Origin of the sequence: Allobosea sp. 2KB_26, from assembly GCF_052115715.1 — a bacterium.
GTDB lineage: Bacteria > Pseudomonadota > Alphaproteobacteria > Rhizobiales > Beijerinckiaceae > Allobosea.
On sequence record NZ_JBFRHE010000035.1, the window covers coordinates 1 to 25174 of the forward strand.

Below are 25174 nucleotides of genomic sequence, written 5' to 3' on the forward strand. Positions count from 1 at the left end.
TCGAGCTCACGGTTGGTCAGGCGCGACAGCTCGCGAACCGTCTCGCGATAGCGCAGGAAGGCGCGGATTTTGGCGGCAATCATGGTGACGAACATGGTGATATTCCTCTGGCGGATATTCCGGACCGGGGCGGTGCCCACAGCGACAATCTCGTTGTGCACTGCACATAAGCCGATCGGCCCGCCGCAAACAGGGGCATCAATTCAGCTCTGATATGCGCTCATCGCATGAACAGCTTGTGAATCAGTGATTTGTTCGTCTAATCATGCAGTGAGCGCATCGTTCGTTTCAAATGCAACCGATGTTCCGCCTAGAAAACGGGCTGTGGCCGAAAGCAGGAATTCACCGCGTTGGGATTTCGGCGCGTTGCCGATTGCGAAGTTGAACCGCCCGCATGCGGACGTCCCAGAGGTCGGGAATGGGCGACTTTTGACCGTTCAGCGGCTCACCGCAAATGTCGGAGTTGGGTCGAGAGCGGCACTCTGGTCAGCACACTCGTAGCGTCTGCTTCTGGGCAAGGCGCCAATGTCCGCAACTGGCGCGCTTCAGTCCCGCCCCTCGGAGGCTTTCAAGATTCCGCCGAACCGAGCATGCACCTCAGCGTAGCTGGCCTGAGGTGTTGTAGAGGTCACGTTCCATCAAGCTTGCCGCACGGCATTCAATGCGGGTCCGACGTTCCGTGTCAGGACGGAATGGATCTGTGCGATGACGGCGGCACCTTCGCCGACGGCGGCGGCCACCCGCTTGGTCGAGCCGGCACGCACGTCTCCGACGGCAAAGATGCCTGGGCAACTGGTTTCGAGCGGCAGCCGCCCGCCACCCCCGGCGCGCTCCCCCGTGAGGACGAAGCCCGTTCCGTCGAGCGCCACACAGCCGTCGAGCCAATGCGTATTGGGATCGGCACCGATGAACAGGAAGAGGTGGCGCGACGTGCACTCCCGGATCGCACCAGTCCGGCTGTCCCGAAACGTCGTCCCGGTCAGGCCTGTCGCCCGGTCGCCGTGCAAATCGGCAATCTCGCTGCCCACATGCAGTTCGACATTGGGCAACGCCGCGATCCGATCGATCAGGTACCGGGACATGGTCTGCTCGAGGGGTCGGCGCACCACCAGGTGCAGATGCCTGACCTGCGGTGCGAGATAGGCCACCGCCTGGCCCGCCGAGTTTCCTCCGCCGACGAGGACGACCTCCTCGCCGGCACAAAGTCGCGCCTCGACGGGCGATGCCCAGTAGGAGACGCCGGCCCCCTCCAGCTCTTCGATGTTGGGAATGTCGGGCTGCCGGTAGCGCGCTCCCGAAGCGATCACGATGGTGCGCGACCGCGCAGTGCCACCGTTGCTGAGCTCGAGGGTGAACGGGGCTTCAGCATCCGCTCCGTTACAGCGGAGCAATTCGACGGTCAGCGGAATGGCGAGCTCGGCGCCGAACTTCGCCGCCTGATTGAAGGCCCGCCCCGCGAGGGCCTGTCCGGAGATGCCGGTCGGAAAGCCGAGATAGTTTTCGATCCGGGCGGATGCGCCCGCCTGGCCGCCGAAGGCGCGGCTGTCCAGGACCAGGACAGACAACCCTTCGGATGCGCCATAGACGGCAGTGGCAAGCCCGGCCGGCCCGGCCCCGATGACCGCCACGTCGTGGACAATATTCGGATCGAGATCAGGTGTGATGCCGAGACAGGACGCGGCATCCGCATTGCTCGGGCTTCTGAGCAATGTGCCGTTCGGGCAGATCATCAGCGGCAGATCTTCGGGGGCGACGCCGAGCCGTTCGACCAGTTCGCGACCCTCTGCCTCGCAGGCGGCAATGACGGTGTGAGGGTAGCCGTTGCGGGTGAGAAACCCCGACAACCCGACGATGTCGGGATCATCCCGGCGTCCGATCAGGATCGACCCTGCGCCGCCGGTCTGCCCCTCCTCGATCAGCATGACGCGCCGGAGGATAAAGGCGCGCATGATCGTTTCACCGACATCCGCCGATCCAATGACAAGCGCACGGAGATGCGGCGCATCAAAGGGTATCGCGACCGCGCCGGTCTCACCCGCCACGACCGACATGAGGGATGGACGGCCCGAGAGCTGATTGGTCTCCCCGGTGAACTGACCGGGACCGTAGGTGGTGACCACCGACGACTGGCCGGCTGCGCTACGCCGGATCGCGTCAGCCGAGCCATCGAGGATCAGCCAGGAGGGGGCGTTGCGGGCGCCGATCTCATATACGATGTCACGAGGGCCGAAGCGGCGCGGTGCACCGCTCGCAAAGCGACGCGCCGTCGCGATCTGAAGGGCGGACAGTGTCGGAAAAATCTGCTCTCGCCGAGTCTCGCCGATTGCCATGGGGTGACCTCCGTATCGGGCCTTTGCCACTTCTCGTGCGCGACACCATCCGACCAGATTAGGAGCTTGACCGCAATCACGCGGGCGCGAGCTGAGGCACCTTCGGAAACGTTGACGGAAAGGGAATTTGCTCAGCTACGAAGCATCATGCGGCGCCTCTCAGAGGGCGGCCCGCGCGCGCTGCAACTCGCGAAATACTATGCAGGCAAGGATCGGTGAAGCGCGCCAAGGTCCGCTTTCTGGCGCTGGGCCAATGTCCGGAAATGGCGCGACCCGGAACAGCGAGTTGGCGTGCCGAACTTCTTCTCTCGCCCCGTTGCGGACGTCACTTCGAGCATGGCGCAGGCCAGAACAATCAACCGATCTTCGGCATCACCATACGCAGGTCATCCATTGCGCCACTCGGTAGAAAGGAGGGCGTAGAGCAGATCGTTCCGCCAAACATCACCCACACGCAGATTATCTCGCAGTACCCCTTCGCGACTGAAGCCCAGTTTCTCAACCAGCCCGATCGACGCGCTGTTGTCGGGATGGATGAAGGCTTGAATGCGATGCAGGCCAAGTTCGGCAAAGCAGAAGTCAAGCATGGCCGAAACGGCCTCTGCGGCCAGACCCTGCCGCTGCCGAGTGGGGTTGATCATATAGCCAATGCTGGCGCGCCTGCTACGAATGTGACCATCGTGGTAATTGACCAGCCCCAGGCATCGATCATCTGCTCCGTCGGCCACCGCCCAAAATCGATAGTAGGATGGCGTGCAATCGATGAAGTTGCGCACCGAGCGCTCGGTTTCGACGCGCTTTGTGTAAACCGGCTGGTTCCAAAACCGCATTGTCTCGGGATCGGCGAAGCACGTGTGCATCTCGTCCGCATCATCGGCGCGAAACTGGCGCAAGCGCAGGCGAGCGGTTGAGAGCGTCGGATGGGGTATGGGGCGCTTAGCCATAGGAGCGAGCCTCACGAAACGATCAGCTAACAAAGGCCAAACTGGCCAGTCTGCGTCAATTGCAAGCTCCGCTCCCCACCCATCGCAGACATTTGCGACCGGCCGTTGCAGCGCCTCAAAACGCCCCATCCGAGACATTTGAAGATCGGTAACTGGCGACCGGAGTTGGCCCTTCTCGGACCTCCGGCAGGTCCGCTTCCTGGCAGCGGCCCAAAGCCACGCATCGTCGGCGCAGAAACTGCCGCCCCACTCGTTGGTTCCGATGATGCGGCGGCGGGGGAAGACTGTTCTTATCCGAAGAGTCGAAATTCGGAAGTAGCAAGGAAGAGTCTAATGTTTTGGCATGACGCCAGCTACTCAAGAGAAGCTTCCACAGGCCCAATCTCTGTTGGAAAAATCTTTAATCTTCTATTCTTGTTCTCCGCACATTGGCTCGGGCGTCCCGTTCGGCAAATCCGAGCTGCGGTCAAACGCGGGTCCGTTGGCGGGCAGCCACCCTTGCGTTGGTGCGACAGCACCGAGCGAGCATTGAATGACGAACACATGGGCCTGTGCAGGAACTCTCTTGCCGTAGACCCGTACCTCCGCCCTTTCTCAGCACCAAACTCCGGAGCGCCTGCAAATGACGGGCGCCCACCCTCCCCTGACCTTCCGAACCTCTCCGAACGGGCAGAGCCGTGCCGCACTTCCGCGAACTGTGAGGACGCGCTTGGGCGGGTACCGAGCGTCCGATTCAATCAACTCGTTTGGCTCGGCAAGATGCTGCGCGGCAGGTTCGAACGGAACAAGCTGCGTGATCTCAGCGACCGGCAATTGATCGATGCCGGCATCGATCTCAGCCATGCCGGGCGGGGTCGGGCCGCCGCCGTCATCGATCCGATCACGATCACCGTTCTCGAAAGCCTACGCTAAGGCAGCCGGCCTGCCGGTGTCGCGTGACGACGACCGGTTTCGCTTTTGGCTATCGCCGTTCGGCGGCGTGAATCGACAGACGCTGCGTGATTGGGTCCATCGGTTTAACGAACGCGGCCCCGCCGGGCTCCGCGATATTCGATCCAAGGGACATCCGCCCAGGCTGTCGAAGGACCAGTTGATCGGGTTCGCCGGGATCGTCGAGACCGGCCCTGACTGCGCCGTCCATGGCGCGGCGCTCGCCATGCCCTTCGCCGACACGCACGCCATACAGGCCCATCTCGACGAGATCGCCATGATAGTGGCCAAGGGCGCACACGCGGTTCTGCTGCTCGACCGTGCCGGATGGCACACAACCGGCACGCTCGTCCTGCCCGCAAACATCTTCCTGATCGTCCTGCCCTCTCCCGGGATTCATGCCGACTAGGATCGAGGCGCTGGCGCCTTAAGCGCTGAACGCTGGGTACCATTCGCGGGACACGGCGGCACGAGCGTGCCCCGGACCGACGCACGTCGCGCGGCTTCCGAAGGCGTCTCGCCAAACCGACGACAAAAGGCGTTGGCGAACCGCGTCGCGTTGGTGAAACCGTAACGGCGCGCGACCGCGGTGACGGTAGCCCCTGATGTGCCAAGTGTCAGTTCGTCACGTGCGAGATCGAGCCGGATGGCATGCAGCGCACCCAATGGTGTCCTGCCGCGGAAATGGTTGAACACGGCACCCAACGTTCGCAGGCTGCATCCGGCAGCTGCGGCGACCTGCGACATGCGGATCGGCTCCACGCCATTTGCTCGCATGAAGTCTTCCGCTCGCCGAACATAGGCAGGAACGGCGCTGTAGGGACCTCTGTCCAGCCGGCTGGCATAGTTGTGCGGCGCCCCTCGGAGCACAAGCGAGACGAGAAGGTCGGTCAACGATGCGAGCGCGACAGGGTTGCTGGCCACTCCGTCCTCTCGTTGAAACTCATGCATGACAAAATCAAGCTGGCGCTTCAGACTGGCCGCGAGCCCGCTGCTCCAGTCGAGATTGGGATCGAAATCGAGTGGCTGGCGCAGGTTCTCATCGAGCATGTGTTCCAGCGCACCCTCGATATCCGCGACCTTGAAGAAGGCGTTGGTTCGCGCGTTGTCGTCGCTCATGAAAAGCCGGGTGCTCGGACTGGGCCTCCAGGCGAGACCGCAATTGTCGGCGGCCGTCGTAGAATTCCCATTCTGGACCAATGTTGTCTGGCCTGTCAGCATCGTCGTGAAGCAAAAAAGATCTCCTTCGTCACCATCGACGGAGACATTCGTTGCGAAGCTGCTATCGACGTAACTTGCGAGGATCGAGCCAACGCTACGGGTTGCAAGCGTAAAAATAGGTTGATCAAAACGCACGCGCCAAAGCGCGCTGTCCTGCAGTTGGTAAGTGTAGATACGGCTCGACTTTGCGACGCGTTCGGTTACGCGCAATTTGCCGCTCAGATCATCCGGGTCCCTTGCCCGGACAACATCGAACATCGTCAGCAGCGCAGGGTCGATCGTAGGCACGGCCATCGGCATGCCCCCCGTTACGGCTACCTTTGCCGGTCTCCCCAGCTTAGACACATTCTGCGGCGCTTGGACAGAACTTGCGGCGAAGACTGACTTGTCGTCGGAATTATCACCCAACACGTGGTTGCCGTGACAGTCTGTGAAACGAATTTGCCGTCGCCGCGCTGCGGGGACGGCCGCCCTCGACTCGGAATGACTGAAGATGGCCCATGATGGAGGCTCACGCCATGATCAGTTTGGACCGAGCCTCCGCTCGGGGGCTATCCGACACCATCGGCGCGATCTATGACTGCGCGCTCGATCCGTGCCTGTGGCCGGACGTCTGCCGAAGCATCGCCAATCTGGCCGAAAGTACGGCGGGAGGGATATGCATTCACGATATGCTGCATCAACAGAATGATCAGCTATTTGTATTTGGGCATAGTTCAAAATTCCTGGATAAATTGGGGGGCGATTACGCCCGCAGTCCAATGGCCTCTGCGGATATCGTATCGAGTATCGGCGACGTCCGGGCGCTCTCCATGGACCGCTCCGAATTGGCTGAAAGCCGGTTCTTTCAGGATGTGCTGAAGCCGTTTGGACTAAAGGACATAATCTGGTTTCCCGCGCTGCGGACCGGTGGCCGTATGGCCTCCCTGCATGCCTCCCGAAGCGAGAAGGCGGAGTATTATCAAGAGCGCGAGATCAACCTATTCAAGCTTCTTTCGCCGCATGTCTGTCGCGCGCTCGCCATTTCCGATGTGCTCGATATCAGAGCCCTCAGATCGGACATGCTGGAACGGACACTCGATGCGCTTGTCGCCGGTGTTTTCCTCACGGCACGTGATGGGCGCGTGATTTACATGAACGCCGCAGCCGAACGACAGACCAAAACCGGCAATTCCATCCGCATCGTGAACAACCGGCTGACTCCCAGCGATCCGGCGGCGCGCGCTGTCCTTTCGAAGGCGATCGACCAGGCCGGACGCGACAACATCGATATGGACATGACCGCGCATTCGCTCGCTATCCCGGACGCCGAGGGAGCAGGCTATGTTGCGACCTTCCTTTCGGTCGAGGGGGGGCAGCGCCGCAGCACTGTCGCACCATTTGCAGCATCATGCGCCGTGTTCATGCAGGACCCTGTTCAAGCGCCGCTCATGCCGGGCGAGGCCTTTGCCAGGCTGCATGGGCTGACCGGTGGAGAACTTCGCGTGCTTCTGGCGCTTGCCAACGGATTGGGTGGCAAAGAGGCCGCTGACATGCTCGGTATCAGCGAGCCAACAGTGCGGTCGCATTTGCAGCATATTTTCTCGAAGACCGGCACGTCTCGGCAGGCAACGCTTCTGCAGTTGCTCCACAACTCGACACCGCCGATACGGATCCCGCAGCGCGCGGCGCTGTAGCTCCACGAAAGTCTCGTTCATTCGCCGTAGGCTCCTCGTCGGCGAAGCCATTCTCGCTTGCTGGATCCGCTTGCCGGCCACCGCCAACCTTCATCGCTTGCCATCTTAATGCTCAGCCCATGAAGTCATGGGGGACAAAGATCGCATATCCCGATGCTGCAACCAAAGAGCGTCGGCGCCCGATGTTGCGATGATAAAGGTGATCGTATCATCGATTCCGATGATGACGCCGCGTTATCTAAACAACACCATCAAACGTCTTTTCGATCCGAGATCAAAGGCGCTGCCTTGTCTCAGGATATTGCAGCGTAGTCACATTGCGGCTGCGTCAGGGAGGAATCGATGTTTTCTTTGTTCTTTAATCGTCCATTACTGCGAAAGCACCGGGTACTGCCGGGACTCGCCATCAGTGCGTCCCTCGCCATGGCAATCAGTTCGATGGCGCAGGAACCCAAGGGACATTTGGCTCTCGCGTGCTCCCAGAGGGACATCACGGTGATCACCTTGATCGAAGACCACGGCGCGGCCGACGATGTGCCTGCGGATCGGTTGTACAGCGCTGCGCTAACGCAGCTGCGCGCTCGATCGGCCTGTTACGTTGGCCGCACAGAAGAAGCACTCGCACTCTACGACAGCATTCTCGATCTCGGGCCGATCCAGTCGGCTAAGCAATAGAAAGTCGGGCGAGCGCAAACAGGAGACCGCCGAGCAGCGAGTGCAAAGGGCGAATAGAATTTGAAGCCTCTGCAATCCGTATCGGCACCGACCAGGACGGCGCAGTTCGCTCGGATCCTGAAGTGATCACACGCATCGTGGCACGCGTGATGCCACCGCGTTCTATTGCCGCCAAATGGGGAGGAGCCCGCGCCGATCGCTCCGCTTCGACAAGCGAATTCGTTCCGACGATGCGGCGGCTGCGGTCGTTTGCCTAACATCTCCCGACGTCAACGTTCGAGGTTGTCATGCCAAATCGTGCCCATGCGCTACCGAGAGCCGCTGAAGGAGTCCGTGTGCCACGGTGGCGGCAGGCTGCAGTGGGATCGGCCCAAGACGGCTGCGGCGTTTCAAAGACAGCGCGAGCTTTGGAATCGTGGCGCCTCGACACCCCACTGCGGATCACACCGGAGCTGATCGAGTCTCACAAGAAGCGCGCCTATGCCTTGCGGTCCGAGGCGATCCGGAGCGCGCGACGCGCATTGTGGCTAGGCTTGACGAGCGTCTTGCGGCTGCGCTGACGGGAATCGCGTCGTTCCAGGCGCAGGTCAGCGCGAAACATGATCCCCTACGAAGCACGGGCGCCCACCGTGGCGCCCGCGCTTCATAGGGGATCATGTCCAAGGACAAAGGCAAGCCGTAAGGGAGGGGGATCGGTTTGAGATCGCCTTGCTACCGCCGCGCCGCCTGCTCGCCGAGCTGCCCGGCTCCGCTCGCGAGAGGCTACAGACACGTCATGTTCACCCCCGGCGACCTGTCGTTATCTGGATCGCCGCGACGAGCGCGGAACAGATATCCCCAATGGGGCGCACGCACACCGCGCCATGGCGCAACCTGAACGCGCCTCCCATCTGGGGTTAACTTAGCTTCCCACCTAACGGTCGTTCAGCCTCACGACTGGATCCAAGGCGTTTTGACACGGCCAGGGTCGCCAACCGACATTGCATTTGCCCTCGACGAACGTCCGCTTGCTGGCACAGGCCCAGTGTCTGGTTGTGGGGCGCGATGGACACCCGAGCGGCGCTCAATAAACGTCCGTTTCCCCACCCATCGCGGACATTTGCGACCGGCCGTCGCAACGTCCAAAACGCCCCATAGCGGACGCTCTTGCCAACGTCGCAACCCCGATGCCATGCTTCCCGACTAGACGCCTGCGGGAGTGAACCGAGGATGCACAGCGGCTCATGCCTTTGTGGTGCGGTCACCTTAACAGTGGCTGACAGTCTGCCAAATCCTAACTTCTGCCATTGTCGGATGTGCCGCAAGCACTCGGGCCACCACTTCGCGTCCACTGATGTGCCTAGGACTGCCTTGACGATTGTCGGCGAGGAGAAGCTGACGTGGTTTCAATCGTCGGAGAACGTCCGACGCGGCTTCTGCTCGACATGCGGATCGTCTCTATTCTGGGATCGGTCGGATCGGGGTTGGATCGCCGTGGCAATGGGTGCTTTCGACGGACCGACAGAGACCACTGCAAATTTGCATATCTACGTCGCCGACAAGGGGGACTACTACGAGATCGCAGACGGCCTGCCGCAATACGACACCGTTCCACCGCGCGACTGAGGTGTTGAGAGCAAACGTCCGTTTTCGGTCGATTGTGTTGAAAAAGTCCGCGGCAATACTTGGAGCTGGTTCGACGGGCCTGAGCGTGGAAATGTCTTCCTTCTGTGCGCGGTACAGGCGGCCGTTGAGGCGCATTCTTCGGGGGCGTGAAAAACGTTCCTCTCCGCCGAGCGCCAAGGCGACCTCCTTTTCGGTCCGGCCGGAGTTTTTCAACACAAACGACCCTTTGCCGACGCTCAAGAGCTTTGCGTTGGTCAACTGGTCCGCCTCTCCAGGTGAGCGCTATAAGGGACCGCTCGCAGGTATGAGGAAAGCCATGTTCACCGGAATTGTTCAAACCGTTGCCAGGGTTGCGGCCAGGGAGGATGACAATGGCATCCGGACTTTCACGCTGGACTTTCCTCCACAGTTCACCGAAGGACTCGCCATCGGGGCCAGCGTGGCCGTAGACGGCGTCTGCCTGACAGTGACGACCATCGTATCTGCCGAGCGAGTGCTGTTCGACGTGATGCTCCAGAGCCTGGCGGTCACGACTCTAGGTGACTGTCAGGTCGGCAGCTTGGTCAACGTCGAGCGGGCTGCAAGAGATGGTGCTGAGATTGGTGGGCATCCTCTCTCTGGCCATATCGACTTCGCAGCGCGGATCGAACTCATCAAGGAGTACGGTGGTAACAAGGCCATCCGATTCTCGATCCCGCAGCCTTTCGAGCGGTACATATTCGCGAAGGGCTACATCGCCATCAACGGGTGCAGCCTGACAGTTTCGGAGTGTAACAAGACCGAGGGGTGGTTCGAGATTTGGCTCATCCCTGAGACGCGCCGCGTTACGAATCTCGACACCAAGTGCGAGGGTGACATGCTCAACATCGAGATTGAACGGGGAACTCAGGTCGTCGTTGACACAGTGCGGGAGAGCGTCGCTGAAAGCCTCGGTGAGCTGAGGCCGCTGCTCGAAGCCCTGCTGAAAGAACGTGGCCTGGCTCTCGAGGAGTTGGTGAAGCCTTCGATGCTATTGCCGCCGCGTCATTGATGGATAGCAGCGTCCGCTTACGAGCCCGTTGTAGACGTGTTGAATCGCATGTCATGATGAGCCATGGGCGAACAGTGGCCGATACATGTCTTCCGTTCGGGGGGCTTTGCGAGGAGTGAGGCCGTGGTGACTGCTGCGCCGCTCGACCTCGTTGTATCGGTTTATGGCGGCGGCGGCATGAAGGGCGAACAAGGCCTTGAAGCAGCCTTCGGCGGCTCAGCTTACTATCGCGATGACGCAACTGGGGCGGCTTACCTTGCTGTATGGGGTGACCGGAATGCCTCGCGCTTTCGCAGTCGGCTACGTGAGAGTGGGGCAACTCTGCAAGTTCTTCGGGAACCGCCGCCGGCTCGGCTAATGTGGTTCAACAGCGGTCAGAGGGGGCATCGCCCCAAGGTCCGTTAGCCAGCCATTGGCGACATTGCCCTCAAGGAACGCTCATCGGCCAGACCGCTTCTGCTGCGTGGCCTGATGATTCAGCCAACCCGCTGCAGCGAAATGCACCTATGCGGCTGCATGGACGTAGTGCCGAATGACGTCGAACTCCATCAAGATGAACAGGATCGGGATGAGCAGCAACGACCGCTTGAACGCGATCCAGTGACGTGGGGTCCCGTGACTTGGGGTCCAGTGACTTGGAACGACCATGAAAAACCCATGGATCGCATCGAAAACCGAGATCACCCGGCAATCTACAGTGGACGATTGCAGCCTTGGTCCCGGCACGCGAGGTTCTGTGAGCAGGCGTTGAAGCTCCGCCGCCCCGCCGCTATTCGTCTTCGCCATCGCCAAGATTGGCCAGACTTGCGCCAGATCCGGCCCGGCGACTGCAATCTCCCGGCAAGCCGGGCCTTCAGCCCGCGGACCACCGCCTCGAGGCCATCCTCGACATGTGTGGCGTTGGGGCCGACGGCCTCGACGGGCATGGGCAGGATGTGCGTAATGTCGCCGTCGAGCGCATCGCTCCGGGAGGCCTTTTCATGCGTCTGGCTATTGTTTTCGGATTGGCCCAGGGGCGAGCCTTGCAGCGCGGCGCCACGCCGCTTGGCGCACTGCTTGGGCTTGTCCTGACCGTCGTCGGAGCAGGCGCCGCCGCTGCCTTCGAAGCCCCGCCAACGGTCAACGCTGCTTCAGTGCTTGGCGCGCAGGCCTCTGGCCCGAACTATCGCGTCGACCCCGAGGTGCACAGCGACGGCCTGCTTCGGCTCTTTGTGCTCAAGACCGCATTCGGCACCTTTGACATAGCCGGCGAAGGATTGATGCGTGAGCGCATCCGCGAATTGTCGGCCCTTCGCAAGCTGAACGAGATGTCCGCATCGGACGTTTTCGTGAAGTCGCTCGAGCGGCAGGCCGCTGCTCCCCTGCGCTTCGGCGCCGACCTCATCACGGCGCCAGCGGAGACGCTGAAGCGATCCGCCTCAGGTGTCGCCAACATGTTCAGCCGGATTGGAACCGGCATCGCCAATACCAGCGCCAGCCGCGACAGCATTGCCGGCAGCCTTCTGGGCGTCGATGCAGCCAGACGCGCGCTGGCGGTCCAGCTGGGCGTCGATCCCTATACCGAATTCCCGCCCCTTGCCGCCAAGCTGAACGACATTGCCGCCGCCAGCGCGATGGGCGGGCTGTCCGTCAGGGGCATGATGCTGGCGATCCCGGGTGGCGCCGGTGTCGCCATCAGTTCCACGACGGCCGTCGATAGCGTTCGCTCGACCCTGGCCGAACGAACCTCGACCCAGGTCGTGGACCAGGTGATCGGCATGCTGACGCGCATGAAGGTGTCTCGCGCCCTGGCGGAGCGCCTCGTTCAGAACCGATCCTACACTCCGACCGACCTGCTGCTGATCGCAAAGGCCCTGGCGTCGCTCAATGTCGGCGGCAACGCACTTTTCGTGGCGAAGGCCGCCGAGGCGACGACGCGTGAAGAGGCCTATTTCCAGCGCAGCCGCGCCCTGCTGCTCGCATCCAACGCCAAGGCTCTCGGCATCGGCCCGTTCGTCGGGGTTGGCGGCTTTCCGCTGAACCGCTTGAAGGACGGCCGTCTGCTGGCCCTGTTCCCGCTCGACGAGATTGCCTGGACCGAGACTGTCGCCGGCCTGTTCGGCAAGGTCTCATCTGCGAACCCCGGTGATGGAAAGGCCCCGGTGCTGGCGACCAACGGCACGCTGACGCCGATGGCGCAAGCCGAGATCACCCAGGCGGGCTGGACTATCGCGCGCGTCAAATAGCGAGCCGCTACGCAAGGCGCGCCCCGGCCACGTCGCAACGCGCCAATAGCTGTCGGCGCTTGCAAGCATCGGGGCATCTGCTCGCCAGAGAGGTCCAATGAGCCATTCCACCAACTACCTGACCACGCTGATCACCGTGGCGGCGGATTGCACGGCCCCGCTGAGCGCGCCTCCGGCAAAGCCAGGCACCGTCGCGAGGATGCAATACGAGATGCTGTCAGCGCGGCCCTATGAACTGACGTCAGACGACCTTCTGCGGGCGGTCGAGCAAGCGCGCAAAGGGGCGGATGCTGCGGCGCGGTTGTTCGACAAGCCGCAAGCTTGCTTGCGCGCCTCGCCATTGGTGAAGCAATACGGCTTCGGTCTGCATCATGATGCCGAGGCGCGCGTGGCGCTCGTGCCGGTGGAAAGCGATGAATACGCGCGCTTGTTGGCCGATCCTGACGTCAGGAAGCGACCGGGAATGCGATCATCCCGCACCTAGTGGATTGATCGGGACAAGGGAGTCCGGGTTGGGATGCCGCGCGGCACGGCGTCGTGCGAGCCTGCGGGATGCGGACTGGCACCGTCGTCCATCCGGGTCCAACTGATCGTACGCGACTGCGGTCGATCGTTGACGACCGCAACAGCCTGCAGCCGGATCGGGCTGGCCACGGCCGACTGACATTGGCGATGTCAGGCCCCGCTCAACGATGGCTCGATGCCACCTCGACCGAATGCGCCCTCACCGCGGAGGGCAGCTCCGTGCCGCTTCGATTTGGTCCCTCGCCTGCAAAGCTTCGCCCCAGTCGCGCAAGCTGATCAGAACGGGTTCCAGCGTGCGGCCAAACTCGCTCAATGCGTATTCAACGCGCGGCGGCACCTCCGGGTAGACGGTGCGGCATACCACGCCATCGGCCTCGAGCTCGCGCAGTTGGATCGTCACCATCCTGGCCGTGGCATTCGGCGTCAGGCGGCACAGCGCATTGAAGCGCAATCGCCCTTGGAGAAGGTGGAACACCAGCACGGGTTTCCAGATTCCACCCAGCACGCTGAGGGTCGCCTCGACTGCGCAGCCCGTCCGGGTCGCCTTGCGGCGGGCCTGCCTGACAGTATCATTCATGATAGTACATGCGCCTTTTGATCGTACTTACGAATATCTCCTTACCCTCCTAGGTCTGGTGCGCCAACACAGACCAAGGAGACGGCATTGCGCGCTTATCGAATGAACGGAACGAACGCCCCGCTGACGCTGCACGAGGACGTCGCGCCGACCCCGGGCCCAGGAGATGTGCTCGTCGACCTCAAGGCGGCCACGCTCAACTATCGGGATCTGATCGTCAGGGAAGGACGCTATCCCGGGGACCAGAAGCACGATCTCGTCCCGCTTTCCGACGGCGCCGGCATCGTGACCCAGGTTGGAGATGGCGTGTCTCGCGATCGGATTGGCGAGCGCGTCGTGCTCGGCTTCATGCCTGGCTGGCTGGACGGCTCGTTCTCGGCCCGCAAGCAGGCGACCGCGCTCGGCGGCGGATTCGTTGATGGCGTGCTCGCCGAGCAGATCGTCCTGCCGGCTGCCGCTGCGGTCACATTCCCTGAAGCCTGGAGCTTCGAAGAGGCTGCGGCATACCCCTGTGCGGGCGTGACGGCCTGGAACTGCCTGTTCGGCGGCCGCGGCTTGCGCCCCGGTGATAGCGTTCTGGTACAAGGCACCGGCGGCGTCTCGACCTTCGCACTGCAGTTCGCCCGAGCCGCCGGGGCACGTGTGATCGTCACCTCCAGCTCCGACGAGAAGTTGGCCTGGGCCCGCAAGCTGGGCGCGGAAGCGACGATCAATTACCGCACCACACCGAATTGGGGAGAGATTGCCGCGGGCATGGCCGGCGGAGAGGGCGTCGACTTTGTGGTCGAGGTTGGCGGCTCCGGTACCTTGAACCAGGCGCTTCAAGCCGCTCGGCACGGGGGCGAAATTGCCCTCGTCGGCGTGCTCACCGGCGTCGCGGGCGAGATCAACACCGGCGCGATCCTGATGAAGGCGATCGATCTCCGCGGCGTTTACGTCGGCTCTGTCACCGATCTGCAAGCCGCGATGGCGACCGGGGTCAAGCCGCTCATCGACGAGATCTTTGCCTTCGAGGCCGCGCAGGCAGCGTTCGACCGGCTGCGCAGCGGGCAGCATCGCGGAAAGGTTGCCATCACCATGTCAGCCTGAACGTTCAGGCAGGGTCGCGATCCGCTTCTGAAACAACAGAGGCGGATACGCTTCGTGGCATGCTTTTCGCCGATCCCGGACATTCGCGAAGGTCAGCTTCCCACCCTCCCCTGACCGTCCGAACGTCTGCAAACGGGCAGGACCGCGCCGCTCTTCCTCGCGCTGTGAGGACGATCTCGGGCGGGTGCCTGGCGTCCGCTTCAATCCACCAGACTGCTTCCCCGGGCGCCGTTGCCCTCTGTTCCGGGATGGTGATCGCCGCAGCGTCAGGCGGCGAGCAGATTGCTCCCCAGGGCTCCGGGAAGCGACGTGCGCCCCGATCCAGTGTGTATCGCTCGACATGACCGGTCGCTATCGTTGCATGTGAAGCCCGAACGGTTGCAACTATCGCAATTCGCGGACCTTCGCGCTGGCTGCTTCGCAGCAGCTCAACAACGGACAGAGGTCTCGCGGAGCAGGATGAAGACCCTCATTGATTCCACCAATGCGCTGATCGGCGGAATGGCGGCGATACGCCGGCAATTCGGCGTGCCGGAGCAGTTTCCGCCCGCGGTTCTTGCAGCGGCGGAAACTGCGGCCCATCGCGCGCCGACCGCGCATGTCGACCGCACGGACCGGCCTTTCGTCACGCTCGACCCCGCGACATCGACGGATCTCGACCAGGCCTTCACGATCGAGCGCAGCGGCAGCGACCTTTTGCTGCATTACGCCATCGCCGATGTCGCCTGGTTCGTCGACGATGGCGACGCGGTCGACCGGGAAGCGTGGCAGCGCGGCACGACGCTCTATCTGCCGGACGGCAGGGTCGGGCTGTATCCGCCGGTTCTCGCCGAGGGAGCCGCCAGCCTCCTGCCTACCGGCCCTCGGCCGGCGGTGATCTTCACCACCCGGATCGACACCGATGGCAATGTCCATCTCGACGGTGCGGAACGGGCCGTCATCCGCAGCACCGCCAAGCTCGCCTATGAGGGGGTCAGCGCGTCTGATCTGCCGCCCGATTTCGATGAACTGGCCCGCCGCATCGAGGCTGCCGAGAGCCGGCGCGGCGCAGCGCGCGTGGACCCGCCTGAACAGGAGGTCGATGCTCTCGGCGACGGCCGCTACCAATTGATCTTTCGCCCGCGCCTGCGCGCCGAGGAGCAGAACGCCGCCCTGTCTCTGGCCAGCAATATCGCGATCGCGGCCGCACTCCTGACAGCCCGGACCGGCCTGTTCCGGGTCATGCAGGAACCGGATCAAAAGGCCGTCCAGCGCCTGCGCCAGACCGCGCGCGCCCTGGCGCTGTCATGGCCGGAAATGGAGACGCTCGTCCAGTTCGAGAAGACGCTGAATCCCGCCGACAGCAGCCACGCGGCCTTCATGCTGGCGGTGCGCAGGGCCAGCGGCGGCGCGAGCTATGTTCCCTATCGCGAAGGCATCGTGCCCTGGCATGCGCCGATGGCGGCGACCTATGCGCATGCCACGGCACCGCTGCGCCGTCTCGCCGATCGCTATGTGGTGCGCGCCGCTCTGGCGGTCGCGAACGGCCAGCCGGTTCCGCCAGCGGTATCGGCCGCATTCGAACAACTGCCCGCGGTGATGGCGCGGGCCGATGCGCGCGACGGACAAATGGACCGAAACGTCATCGACCTGGCCGAAGCTCTCATGCTTCAGGGCAGCGAAGGAACCGCGTTCGAGGCGGTCGTGACCGACGCCGATGAGCACGGCCTGCGCATCCAGCTCTGCGAGCTGCCCGTGGTCGCGCGGGTTCGCGGTCAGGGCAGCAAGCCGGGCGATAGGATCCGGGTCAGGCTGACATCTGCCGACCCCCTGCAGAACATGATCACCTTCGAACGAGCAGGTTGAGGGCGCTGACGTTCCGAGAACCCGTCCTGCAGCCAATAGCCGACGCCGGCCCATCTCTTGGAAACGGACATTCCAAGAGATCTGCTCAGATCACTGCTGGCTCTCCTGGTCGGCCGAGACGGCTGACGCTCGCGCCCCCTGCCGAGCGCCGCATTCGGGCGCAGAGATGGAGACGCACTGGATCCACCCCGAGCAGCTGCGCCGGTGGGTCACCCGCCCGCGCTTTCGCGGAAGGTCAGAACCGCCTCCGTGGCAAGGTCGTCGATCGATTTGGAGCCATCGCTCATCAGGCGGACGATGATGCCACCGAGTTTCGCCTTCGCGGCATCTGCCGCGTCGCCGATGAGGCGGTTGTCGCGGCCGCATTCGTCACAGCCAAGCGTATCAGCTGATCTGCGAAGGCCAGGCGGCGACCGTGATCGCAGGAGCATCGTAACTGGCAAGCGTGAAGATACCTATCGGCGACGCGTCCAGCGCGTCGGAGATCTCGACCTGGACCACAGCCAAGACAAGGCCACTCCGTAGAATCCGCAACTGAATAAATTGCAACAGAACCCTAATCGTTGCACGATAGGCAGCAGGACTGCTTGGGCACTTTTAGCGCTCAGCCAACTAGACGCCGCGCCAATCTCCAATAGCGTCATCTGCAGCGAATTTTGCCTCCGCAAAAGGAGCGTGACATGCATTTCCACCTTGCGCTTTCCGTCGCAACTTTGGCTATCTTCGCATTGCCGACGGAAGCTAGGCAGAGCGCCGATAGCGCTCGCGAGGCATGTCGCGAGGAAGCCCGCAAGGCTACCAAGCCAGGACACACGTCTCGGCTTGATCGGGAGCAATTGAAGGAAATGCGCCGCGAGTACGCCCGCGATTGCCGCCGGAGATCCAAGGCGATTTGAATTACTGGCCACAGCAGGGATGTTCAGGACGATCCTCTGCAACAAGCACCTCGGAAGAAGCTGTCACCCGCCGGCGCTTTCGCGGAAGGTCAGAACCGCCTCCGTGGCAAGGTCGTTGATCGATTTGGAGCCATCGCTCATCAGGCGAATGATGATGCCACCGAGTTTCGCTTTCGCGGCATCGGCCGCGTCGCCGATGAGGCGGTTGTCGCGGCTGACGGCATCCCAGGCGCGCGCCTGGATGGACTCGGCAACCAGCATCTCCTTCGAATTCAGCACACCGGGGAAGCGGACATGAGCAGTCGACATCGGCAGGTCTCGATCGTTCCAAGATGACGCCCGTACAGTCAGGGGCGCACTGGCAGATCGATTCCGACGCGGACGAGCTGCAAGGCGGACCAGCCTGGGCGGCGACCCAACGCGCAATCGGGCACAGAGTTCCGGCGCGTGCGCATGGATCGGCGATCGACGTTCGCTCGGTGAGGATCCCCCGCGAGAGGATTGCGATGGCTTTCCGGCCGCGCGATGAAAACAGCGACCGGCGCTTCAGCGCGTCATGCGAAGCGAGCCCCCACCCGCTTCAACCGAGCCTGAAAGGCTTGCCTCCTGCCCGGAAAGGCGGGCGACAACCGTCTCTCGGGCGTACAGCGTGACCTGGCCAGCCGAAACGCTCCAGAGGTTGACGGTCGCAAGCGGAGATCCGGTACACCCCGTCACGGAGGCCTTGTAGAGATCGATCGAGGACGTGGTGGAAAGTTGAACCCGGCAGGCCCTTCCGCTGGCATCGAGAGCTCGCCAGGCTCCGGCATAGGCCGATGCGCTGGATGGCGGTGGAATCGCCTGCGAGGCAGAGGGCTGGGTCGTCGCAAGCCTTCGCGCAGGCGGCGGGCGCTCTTCGATCACCTCCCCCTGCTGAGGAAACGCGCGGTCGTCATACGGGTCCGGAGCGAAATCAGGACCCGCGGCCACAGGGTCTGGCGGCGGGCCAACCTCGACGCGCCCAGTAGGAGGTACGACATCGGTCTGGACGGAATCCATCCCGCCATTGTCGAAAGAGGGGGTCGTTTCGACGCCGTCATAGGGCGGCGCATCCCAGGGCGGCGGGTAACCAGGCGCCGGGCCATAGACGCTGCGTGGCCCCCAGGGGCCAGTCGAATAGGCGGTCGAGTAGGCAGTCGGATAGCCAACCGAAGTGCAGGCCGTCAGGAGGACTGAGGATGCAGCCATCATGATGCGTCGCAGCGTCATCGAATACCTCGCTGGAAATCCGGCCCTTGACGGCAGGGCGGTCTTTGCTGGGGCTTTGACTTGATTTGCGACGATGCTGAGCGGCGCATCGTCGCGCGAGGCGACGTAACAGGAGGGCGACCCAAGACTACCGCGCTTGAAGCGATCACGCATCTCGGCTCGCAAGCAACTGCCCTTGTCGCTAAAGTTCGATCCATGGCGAAGCAGGCCGCGAGGGCAAGACTATCGCGCAGTGTCTCAAGGTCCTTGATCGGCCTTGCCGTCGCTGTCGTCGCCGCCATCTCATGGCCGGCCGCATCCCGGGGGCAGGAACCGTCTCTGGCCGGTCAAATGAAGAGCCTGATCGCCATCCTGCGGGTCACCGCGTTCAGGCCTGACTGGAAGCTCCATCCTGATGACTACGCGGCAAACGGCATCTCGCAGTTCTTCCCGACCGATCCGACGGCCGAATACACGTGCCTGGACGGTGGATGCTACGCGTTCGGCTCGATCGAAACCCCTTTCAATCTCTCGATGACCCATGGGCCCGATGGATCGCTCTCGGCGAATTTTATCCTGAAGGAGACCGATCCGGCGAAAATGAACAGGGCCGATCAGTTTCAGATCACACCGCTGACCTACCTTGGCACAGCGTGCTTCTCGGTCGCCGCTGCCAATTATCGTCATAAATCAAAGCTGGATCTGGAGCCCGACGCACTCTCGAAAGAGGTCGACGCGGTTTTTGCAGAAATGGAATCCAAGAATAATACCCAGGATTTCCAGCGCGGGATCATCGGCGGATTGAAGATGGCGTTCCCCAAATATCGCGTCACGCTTGATCTTGCCTCCACGATGCCAAATGTCACTTGCGCGATCCTCTATGACACTGAGGCTGGCATCAGCGAACTCGATTCAGTGGCCAACGAACTCGCGGGCTCCAACGCTGTACGGTAGCGCCAGCGCGTTGCTGCCTGGCGAGGCTCTTCGGGCTTCGGTGGCTCCAGACAAGCGATCAGGGCTGTAGTGGCCGCCCTCGACATTCATCCCTGCTCGAGAACGCGCAGCGATGCGCCCGGCCGGCGAACACATCGCTTCATCGAGACACTCCAGGCCGTCAGCGCTCCTGCCGGCGCTCACTCTTTTCGAACAACTCCGGCTCGACGCGGGCCGCGCGTGAGACGCCAGTCACCGCTCGTTGAACCCCTTACTGGCCTGTGCTCCTCTGGGGCATCAGGGAGGGGATCATGCTTCGCTATGCCGTCACTGCCGCGTCGCTCGCACTCGCCGGGTGCCAGACCGTGAACACCGCTCCACCAGGGATGCAGCGCGGCGATGGCCGAGCGGCGGTCATCGGAAACGCGACGCTGGAGGCGCTGGGGAACAAGGACGCAGCCGCCTGCCTCCGCCAGGCCAACAAGGCCCCCCTGCCCGCCAGCACGGCGCGGGCCCATGGTGCGGTTGGGGCCGACGCGGCCGACGAGATGACCACCCGCCGGAGCGAGGCCATCAAGGCCGTCTATCTCGACTGCATGGCCAAGCGCGGCTACGCCGCTCCACAGGCCTAGCGGGCGCAGCCACGGACCCGAGCCGGGGCCCGTCTCGCCTAGATCCTCATGACGACGCGGCCATCGATCTTGTTGTTGCGCATGCGGTCGAAGATGCCGTTGATGTCCTCGAGACGTTCGACCGAGTAATGCACCTTCACCTTTCCGTCCCCGGCGAACTCCAGACATTCCGCGAGGTCCAGGCGCGTGCCGACGATCGAGCCGCGGATCGTCTTCCGCGTCAGCACGGTATCGAAGATGTCGAGGTCGAATGACCCGGGCGGCAGCCCGACGAGCACCATGGTGCCGCGCTTGTCCAGCATGCCGAGCGCCTGGCTGAAGGCTTTTGGCGAGACCGCAGTCACCAGCACGCCCTGCGCGCCGCCGCAGAGTTTGCGCACCTCTGTGACCGGATCGGTCGTCGACGCGTTGACGACCGCGTCCGCGCCCATCTCCCGCGCGAGCGCCAGCTTCGCGTCGGAGATGTCGACGGCGATGACCTTGCGACCCATCGCCTTCGCATATTGCACGGCGATGTGCCCGAGCCCGCCGATGCCGGAGATCACGACGGTGTCTCCGGGCTTGGTGTCGGTCTCCTTGAGACCCTTGTAGACGGTCACGCCGGCGCAGAGGATCGGCGCGGCCGTTTCCCAATCGAGAGCAGCGGGGAGATGGCCGACATAATCGGGATCTGCCAGCGTGTACTCGGCAAAGCCGCCATTGACGGAATAGCCGGTGTTCTGCTGGGCGTCGCACAGCGTCTCCCACCCGGCGAAGCAGTGCTTGTAGTGCCCGCACGCCGTGTGCAGCCAGGGCACGCCGACCCGGTCCCCTTCCCTGACGGATTTCACGCCGCCGCCAACGGCGACAACAGTGCCAACGCCTTCATGGCCGGGAATGAAGGGCGGCTTCGGCTTGACCGGCCAGTCGCCATCCGCCGCGTGGAGATCAGTGTGGCAGACGCCGGACGCCTCGATCTTGACCAGGATCCGGCCCTGACCCACCTCCGGGATCGCGACCTCCTCGATCGACAATGGCCGTTTGAACTCGCGTACGACTGCAGCCTTCATCGACTTTGCCATCGCGCCTCTCCTTCGTCTCCGCGTCCGATCTGGGTCATTTCATGATCGACGATCATCCGGTCTGCGTCACTCAGTCGATGATGTGGTAGCCGCCATCGATGTAGAGCACGTCTCCGGTCATCAGGCGGGCAGCGTCGTGAGCCAGGAAGGCCGTCGCCACGCCGACATCATCGATGCTGACGAGCTCGCGGGCCGGTGCGCGGCTCTTGGCTTTCGCGAGCAGTTCATCGAACTCGGCGATGCCGGAGGCGGCGCGGGTGGCGAGCGGGCCGGGTGAAATGGCGTGGACCCGGATTCCCTTGGGACCCAACTCGGCTGCGAGATAGCGAACGGCGCTTTCAAGCGCAGCCTTGGCCACGCCCATAATGTTGTAATTCTCCACCACCATCTGCGAACCGTAATAGGTCATCGTGAACAGCGTGCCGCCCGACTTCATCAGGGGCTCGGCAAGATGCGCCATGCGGATGAACGACCAGCACGAGACCTCCATGGTCTCGAGAAAACCCTCGCGCGGCGCGTCCGTCACGCGGCCTCGCAGTGTGTCCTTGGGCGCGGACGCAATGGAGTGCACCACGAAATCGAGTTCGCCCCACTCGGAGCGGATGCGCTCGAAGACGGCCTCCAGCTCACCTGGCGCAGTCACGTTCATCGGCATGACGATCGAGGCTTCCACCTCCCGCGCCAACGGCTCGACATGGGGCTTTGCCTTGTCGTTGAGATAGGTGACGGCAAGCTCGGCGCCAAAAGCGCGAAAGGCGCGCGCGCACCCCCAGGCGATGGACCGATCATTGGCGATACCGACGATCAGGCCCCTGCGGCCCTCCAGGAGCTTGGCTTTGACTTCGGGCAGCGGCATCGCAGATCTCCTGTCAGGCTCGGGCGCACCCATCGGGCAGCGCAGGGGGGCGGGCGACCATCAGCTCGTCGTCGGCAAGGACAAGGAGTGCACATGTGGACAGGCGGGCAGCGCCGGACGTGTTGGAGGCAGCAACATGCCGGACGTCATCCGGCCTGCCGGCCAGGTGCTTTCCGCTTGCCCGCAAAGGGTATGGGCTCGCCGGACGTTCCGAAGAACGGAGCCACGCGCCCGAGCCTTTCGGCGGCCGCTTCGGTGAGCGGCCCGGGCGCCTCCAGGACTTCGCGCAGGACCGCAAAGGCCGCACGGCGCTCGTCCTCCTGCGTTGGCAGCAGGCCCGGGAGCGCCGCCAATGCGGCCTCTTCATCGATCAGGAGCATGAAGTATTGCTCGCGGATCAGCGTCTTGAACTGCGGCAGGGTCAGTTGCTGCGTCGCGGCATGGGCCTTGCGCATGCGGCGGATCGCCTCGAAACCACGCTCGTCGACGCCATTGCGCGCGAGCCCGACATAGATGAGTGCACGCGCCAGCCCCTCGCGGAGCCCGCCGGTCGTCATCGATGCGCGCAGTTCGGCGATACGGGCTTCGAGAAGCTTGCCGTGCAGCAGGCTCGCCGCCGCCTTGCGCGGCGGGCGCCCGGCCTTGCCCTCGATGCCAAGTGCCGACTGAAGGGCTGGCGTGCCATAGATGGCGTGGAAGCTCTGCTCCGAGAGCTTTTCAATCCCCCGGCGCCACATCTCGAGCCCTTCGACGATCTGCTCCGAGACCTGCTCCTGAAACGCCAGGAAGGGATTGTCGCGCTCCACCGGCTGCCGCCGCTCCCGTACGCTCTCGGCGGCGTCCTCGACCCAGGCCATGAAGGGGTTGCGAGCCCCGAACATCTCGTAGGACAGACGCAACGGGTGCAGATTGCGCAGCGTCTCGGCCAATGGCGGCGCGACCAGCGCCTGGACAACCGGCTGCGCCATCGTCCGGTAGAGCGCGAGGTTGATCTCCGAGAGGCGCGCTGCGGTGGCAAAGCGGCGCTCATCCTCGAGGTCATTGCCCCCGAGGGCGCGGATGTCGTCCAGCGAGCGCGCCTCGCAGCGCATCACCCATGAGCCGGTCACCAGCTCGGGATTTGCAGCCGTGTCCCCCTTGGGTTCCAGGATCGCCTCGTAGAGGCCCGGCGGCAAGACGTCGATCAGATCGATATTCGAGGCGAACTCGTCGTGCTCCTTGCGAGCGACCCCGGCGGAGACGAAAATGCCGAGATGGCCGACCGTCTCGTGGACCGCATAGACGATCGTCTGGCCATAGGCGCGAATGTCGTCGACGCTGTCGTACAGATCGAGGATCCAGCCGAGCGCCTGCTGCGGGGGAGTGATGTTGTCGCCCTTGGAGCAGAAGACAACGATCGGCGAGCGGATGTTGCGCAGGTCGATCGTGGTGCCGGCGGAGGTCCGGATCTCGCCCGCCGCAAGCTTGTTGCCGACGAAGAGTTCGTCGACGATGAACTGCATTTCCTCCGCATTGAGCGTGACGTGCCCACCCCACCATTTCTCGAACCCGAGATAGCGTTCGGCTTCGGTGTCGATCTTTGAGTAGAGGTTGTACTGCTTGGACCAGAGCGTGTTGGCCGGGTTCTGGTTCTCGAAATTCTGCACCAGCGAGGCGCCGTCGAAGATGCCGGCACCGAGATCGCCGGCAAGGGCCGTCAACCAGCTGCCGCCGAGCAGACCGCCCGAATACCGCATTGGAAACTGCCCCTTGACGCCAGCCCAGTAGGATAGCGGCGTGCCGGCGACGATGATCGGGCCGAAGAGCTCGGGTCGCAGCGAGGCCAGGATCATGACAGCCCAGCCGGCCTGGCAATTGCCGATGACGCAGGGCTTGCCCTCGGCGCCCGGGTGCCGGGCGATGACCTTTTCGAGGAAGACGGCCTCGGCGCGCGCAATGTCCTCGATGGTCTGGCCGGGCATGGGATCGGGCAGAAAGCCGATGAAATAGCAGGGGTGGCCCGCCTTCATCGCCACGCCGATTTCGCTATCCGCCTTGAAGCCGCCAATGCCCGGGCCATGGCCGGCCCGCGGATCGACGACGATGAAGGGTCGCTTGAGATGGTCGATTGCGACCCCGTCGGGCGCAACGATGCTCGCGAGCATATAGTTGACCGGGCGCTCGAGCTGGCGCCCGTCGCAGATCAGTTCCGCCTCATAGTCGAGCACGTGAGGAGCGAGTTGCGCCGCGTGCTCCTCGTACTGGGCTGCGCGCTTGCGCATCGTATCGAGGAACACGATCGAGCGCTGCCATGCATCGACAGAATAGGAAAACGCGTGAGAAATCGCGGGGTTATCCGTTTGTCCAGGCGGCTTGACCATCTGATCACTCCAGCTGAAGCCGATACTTCCAGGGTCGAGTTCGGGCCGCCTGCCGCCGGCCACCGCCGGGACAAGGCGTTTGCGTTCAATCTCGCGGCCCGTGCTTCAGGTCCCCTGGAGGCTGATCCTGTGACGGGGCCGAGAGCCATCGGCAGGCCTATCTTGCACCCGGAATGTGACATTGCCATTGGCCTTTGGGACATCCAGGCCACCCCTCCCGGCGTCCCGCTCGCCCGGGGGGCGGATGGCAAGGGCCGCCTTGATCGGGAGGGCGCGACAGCCAAAGCTAGAGCATCGGCCCGAAAAGTGGATTGCGGTTTTCGGGAAAAGCCGATGCAAACACAGGAGATTAGATCATCGGACTGGATACGATATCCGGTCCGATGACCTAGGTGTGGAGCGTCAACAGGTTGTCCTCGCCGAGAGCGAGTCTGCTGATGGGTGTATTGGCCTGGATGCCGCCATGGGGGCGATGCCAGTTGTAGTGATGGAGCCAGCGCGGCAGCTCTTCGGCTCTGCGATCTGAGTGGGGATAGG

At 63.2% G+C, this 25174-nt stretch carries 22 protein-coding genes and 2 pseudogenes; 12 read left to right on the plus strand and 12 right to left on the minus strand.

Going from position 1 to position 25174, the window contains the following annotated elements; translation table 11 throughout:
• The 3 genes from AB4099_RS34235 to AB4099_RS34245 all read right to left on the minus strand — a co-directional run.
• On the minus strand, nucleotides 1-95 hold a 95-nt coding region (locus tag AB4099_RS34235), incomplete at its 3' end, for a YjiS-like domain-containing protein (RefSeq protein ID WP_441480949.1).
• A 543-nt stretch (nucleotides 96-638) separates the two neighbouring features.
• Nucleotides 639-2330 carry an FAD-dependent oxidoreductase gene (locus tag AB4099_RS34240; RefSeq protein WP_441481381.1) on the minus strand — a complete coding sequence of 564 codons (1692 nt, stop codon included), beginning with the start codon at nucleotides 2328-2330 and terminating at the stop codon, nucleotides 639-641.
• 386 nt (nucleotides 2331-2716) lie between these two features.
• Nucleotides 2717-3412 (minus strand): GNAT family N-acetyltransferase, encoded by a 696-nt coding sequence (locus AB4099_RS34245; protein WP_441481382.1) that lies wholly within the window; start codon nucleotides 3410-3412, stop codon nucleotides 2717-2719.
• 621 nt (nucleotides 3413-4033) lie between these two features.
• Between AB4099_RS34245 and AB4099_RS34250 the strand changes: the two genes are divergently transcribed.
• Both AB4099_RS34250 and AB4099_RS34255 read left to right on the plus strand, forming a co-directional pair.
• Entirely contained in the window at nucleotides 4034-4186 is a 153-nt protein-coding gene (locus tag AB4099_RS34250) for a hypothetical protein (protein WP_441481396.1), read from the plus strand.
• Nucleotides 4187-4247: 61 nt separating this feature from the next.
• Nucleotides 4248-4592, plus strand: a pseudogene (locus AB4099_RS34255) (helix-turn-helix domain-containing protein); the annotation flags it as partial.
• A 17-nt stretch (nucleotides 4593-4609) separates the two neighbouring features.
• Here AB4099_RS34255 and AB4099_RS34260 read toward each other — a convergent pair.
• The gene (locus AB4099_RS34260; RefSeq protein WP_441481383.1) at nucleotides 4610-5719 is read right to left on the minus strand and encodes an AraC family transcriptional regulator; all 1110 of its coding nucleotides are present in this window, start codon (nucleotides 5717-5719) and stop codon (nucleotides 4610-4612) included.
• A gap of 224 nt (nucleotides 5720-5943) precedes the next feature.
• On the opposite strand from AB4099_RS34260, the gene AB4099_RS34265 reads away from it, so the two are divergent.
• From AB4099_RS34265 to AB4099_RS34290, 6 genes are all read left to right on the plus strand, one after another.
• Complete coding sequence (locus tag AB4099_RS34265) at nucleotides 5944-7101, plus strand: helix-turn-helix transcriptional regulator (protein ID WP_441481384.1); 1158 nt, start codon at nucleotides 5944-5946, stop codon at nucleotides 7099-7101.
• A gap of 342 nt (nucleotides 7102-7443) precedes the next feature.
• On the plus strand, nucleotides 7444-7776 hold the full coding sequence (locus AB4099_RS34270) for a hypothetical protein (RefSeq protein WP_441481385.1): 333 nt from the start codon (nucleotides 7444-7446) through the stop codon (nucleotides 7774-7776).
• 1209 nt (nucleotides 7777-8985) lie between these two features.
• Complete coding sequence (locus tag AB4099_RS34275) at nucleotides 8986-9381, plus strand: GFA family protein (protein WP_113516249.1); 396 nt, start codon at nucleotides 8986-8988, stop codon at nucleotides 9379-9381.
• Between the two features lie 316 nt (nucleotides 9382-9697).
• The gene (locus AB4099_RS34280) at nucleotides 9698-10411 is read left to right on the plus strand and encodes a riboflavin synthase subunit alpha (protein ID WP_113516250.1); all 714 of its coding nucleotides are present in this window, start codon (nucleotides 9698-9700) and stop codon (nucleotides 10409-10411) included.
• Nucleotides 10412-11391: 980 nt separating this feature from the next.
• The gene (locus AB4099_RS34285) at nucleotides 11392-12636 is read left to right on the plus strand and encodes a hypothetical protein (RefSeq protein ID WP_441481386.1); all 1245 of its coding nucleotides are present in this window, start codon (nucleotides 11392-11394) and stop codon (nucleotides 12634-12636) included.
• Between the two features lie 97 nt (nucleotides 12637-12733).
• Complete coding sequence (locus tag AB4099_RS34290; protein ID WP_113516253.1) at nucleotides 12734-13120, plus strand: DUF6157 family protein; 387 nt, start codon at nucleotides 12734-12736, stop codon at nucleotides 13118-13120.
• Between the two features lie 240 nt (nucleotides 13121-13360).
• Here the strand turns inward: AB4099_RS34290 and AB4099_RS34295 are convergent, their stop codons facing one another.
• Entirely contained in the window at nucleotides 13361-13738 is a 378-nt protein-coding gene (locus AB4099_RS34295) for a winged helix-turn-helix transcriptional regulator (protein WP_113516255.1), read from the minus strand.
• 87 nt (nucleotides 13739-13825) lie between these two features.
• On the opposite strand from AB4099_RS34295, the gene AB4099_RS34300 reads away from it, so the two are divergent.
• Together AB4099_RS34300 and AB4099_RS34305 are read left to right on the plus strand one after the other, a co-directional pair.
• Nucleotides 13826-14827, plus strand: coding sequence for a zinc-dependent alcohol dehydrogenase family protein (locus AB4099_RS34300; RefSeq protein ID WP_441481387.1), 1002 nt, complete (start codon nucleotides 13826-13828; stop codon nucleotides 14825-14827).
• Between the two features lie 459 nt (nucleotides 14828-15286).
• On the plus strand, nucleotides 15287-16672 hold the full coding sequence (locus tag AB4099_RS34305) for an RNB domain-containing ribonuclease (RefSeq protein ID WP_441481388.1): 1386 nt from the start codon (nucleotides 15287-15289) through the stop codon (nucleotides 16670-16672).
• Between the two features lie 384 nt (nucleotides 16673-17056).
• Here the strand turns inward: AB4099_RS34305 and AB4099_RS34310 are convergent, their stop codons facing one another.
• From AB4099_RS34310 to AB4099_RS34320, 3 genes are all read right to left on the minus strand, one after another.
• Nucleotides 17057-17179, minus strand: coding sequence for a hypothetical protein (locus tag AB4099_RS34310; RefSeq protein ID WP_441481389.1), 123 nt, complete (start codon nucleotides 17177-17179; stop codon nucleotides 17057-17059).
• Nucleotides 17180-17631: 452 nt separating this feature from the next.
• Nucleotides 17632-17877 carry a hypothetical protein gene (locus tag AB4099_RS34315; RefSeq protein ID WP_441481390.1) on the minus strand — a complete coding sequence of 82 codons (246 nt, stop codon included), beginning with the start codon at nucleotides 17875-17877 and terminating at the stop codon, nucleotides 17632-17634.
• 237 nt (nucleotides 17878-18114) lie between these two features.
• A complete protein-coding gene (locus AB4099_RS34320) occupies nucleotides 18115-18816 on the minus strand; it encodes an AprI/Inh family metalloprotease inhibitor (RefSeq protein WP_441481391.1) in 702 nt (233 codons plus the stop codon).
• Nucleotides 18817-18876: 60 nt separating this feature from the next.
• Between AB4099_RS34320 and AB4099_RS34325 the strand changes: the two genes are divergently transcribed.
• Nucleotides 18877-19749, plus strand: coding sequence for a hypothetical protein (locus AB4099_RS34325; protein WP_441481392.1), 873 nt, complete (start codon nucleotides 18877-18879; stop codon nucleotides 19747-19749).
• 290 nt (nucleotides 19750-20039) lie between these two features.
• Nucleotides 20040-20360 carry a hypothetical protein gene (locus tag AB4099_RS34330; RefSeq protein ID WP_441481393.1) on the plus strand — a complete coding sequence of 107 codons (321 nt, stop codon included), beginning with the start codon at nucleotides 20040-20042 and terminating at the stop codon, nucleotides 20358-20360.
• 38 nt (nucleotides 20361-20398) lie between these two features.
• Here AB4099_RS34330 and adhP read toward each other — a convergent pair whose 3' ends face one another.
• The 4 genes and pseudogenes from adhP to AB4099_RS34350 form a co-directional block, all read right to left on the minus strand.
• The gene (gene adhP, locus AB4099_RS34335; protein WP_441481394.1) at nucleotides 20399-21421 is read right to left on the minus strand and encodes an alcohol dehydrogenase AdhP; all 1023 of its coding nucleotides are present in this window, start codon (nucleotides 21419-21421) and stop codon (nucleotides 20399-20401) included.
• A gap of 70 nt (nucleotides 21422-21491) precedes the next feature.
• Nucleotides 21492-22277: an enoyl-ACP reductase FabI gene (gene fabI / locus AB4099_RS34340; protein WP_113518940.1), complete on the minus strand. Its 786-nt coding sequence runs from the start codon at nucleotides 22275-22277 to the stop codon at nucleotides 21492-21494.
• A gap of 146 nt (nucleotides 22278-22423) precedes the next feature.
• Complete coding sequence (locus AB4099_RS34345) at nucleotides 22424-24637, minus strand: DUF3141 domain-containing protein (protein ID WP_441481395.1); 2214 nt, start codon at nucleotides 24635-24637, stop codon at nucleotides 22424-22426.
• A gap of 388 nt (nucleotides 24638-25025) precedes the next feature.
• Nucleotides 25026-25174: pseudogene (locus AB4099_RS34350) on the minus strand (IS481 family transposase); the annotation flags it as partial.

Bases quoted from the DNA above. Each gene is read 5' to 3' on its own strand.
- AB4099_RS34240 (WP_441481381.1), bottom strand. From the start codon at position 2,330: ATGGCAATCGGCGAGACTCGGCGAGAGCAGATTTTTCCGACACTGTCC.
- AB4099_RS34245 (WP_441481382.1), bottom strand. From the start codon at position 3,412: ATGTCTCGGATGGGGCGTTTTGAGGCGCTGCAACGGCCGGTCGCAAAT.
- AB4099_RS34250 (WP_441481396.1), top strand. From the start codon at position 4,034: ATGCTGCGCGGCAGGTTCGAACGGAACAAGCTGCGTGATCTCAGCGAC.
- AB4099_RS34260 (WP_441481383.1), bottom strand. From the start codon at position 5,719: ATGGCCGTGCCTACGATCGACCCTGCGCTGCTGACGATGTTCGATGTT.
- AB4099_RS34265 (WP_441481384.1), top strand. From the start codon at position 5,944: ATGATCAGTTTGGACCGAGCCTCCGCTCGGGGGCTATCCGACACCATC.
- AB4099_RS34270 (WP_441481385.1), top strand. From the start codon at position 7,444: ATGTTTTCTTTGTTCTTTAATCGTCCATTACTGCGAAAGCACCGGGTA.
- AB4099_RS34275 (WP_113516249.1), top strand. From the start codon at position 8,986: ATGCACAGCGGCTCATGCCTTTGTGGTGCGGTCACCTTAACAGTGGCT.
- AB4099_RS34280 (WP_113516250.1), top strand. From the start codon at position 9,698: ATGTTCACCGGAATTGTTCAAACCGTTGCCAGGGTTGCGGCCAGGGAG.
- AB4099_RS34285 (WP_441481386.1), top strand. From the start codon at position 11,392: ATGCGTCTGGCTATTGTTTTCGGATTGGCCCAGGGGCGAGCCTTGCAG.
- AB4099_RS34290 (WP_113516253.1), top strand. From the start codon at position 12,734: ATGAGCCATTCCACCAACTACCTGACCACGCTGATCACCGTGGCGGCG.
- AB4099_RS34295 (WP_113516255.1), bottom strand. From the start codon at position 13,738: ATGAATGATACTGTCAGGCAGGCCCGCCGCAAGGCGACCCGGACGGGC.
- AB4099_RS34305 (WP_441481388.1), top strand. From the start codon at position 15,287: ATGAAGACCCTCATTGATTCCACCAATGCGCTGATCGGCGGAATGGCG.
- AB4099_RS34315 (WP_441481390.1), bottom strand. From the start codon at position 17,877: ATGTCGACTGCTCATGTCCGCTTCCCCGGTGTGCTGAATTCGAAGGAG.
- AB4099_RS34320 (WP_441481391.1), bottom strand. From the start codon at position 18,816: ATGACGCTGCGACGCATCATGATGGCTGCATCCTCAGTCCTCCTGACG.
- AB4099_RS34330 (WP_441481393.1), top strand. From the start codon at position 20,040: ATGCTTCGCTATGCCGTCACTGCCGCGTCGCTCGCACTCGCCGGGTGC.
- adhP (WP_441481394.1), bottom strand. From the start codon at position 21,421: ATGGCAAAGTCGATGAAGGCTGCAGTCGTACGCGAGTTCAAACGGCCA.
- fabI (WP_113518940.1), bottom strand. From the start codon at position 22,277: ATGCCGCTGCCCGAAGTCAAAGCCAAGCTCCTGGAGGGCCGCAGGGGC.
- AB4099_RS34345 (WP_441481395.1), bottom strand. From the start codon at position 24,637: ATGGTCAAGCCGCCTGGACAAACGGATAACCCCGCGATTTCTCACGCG.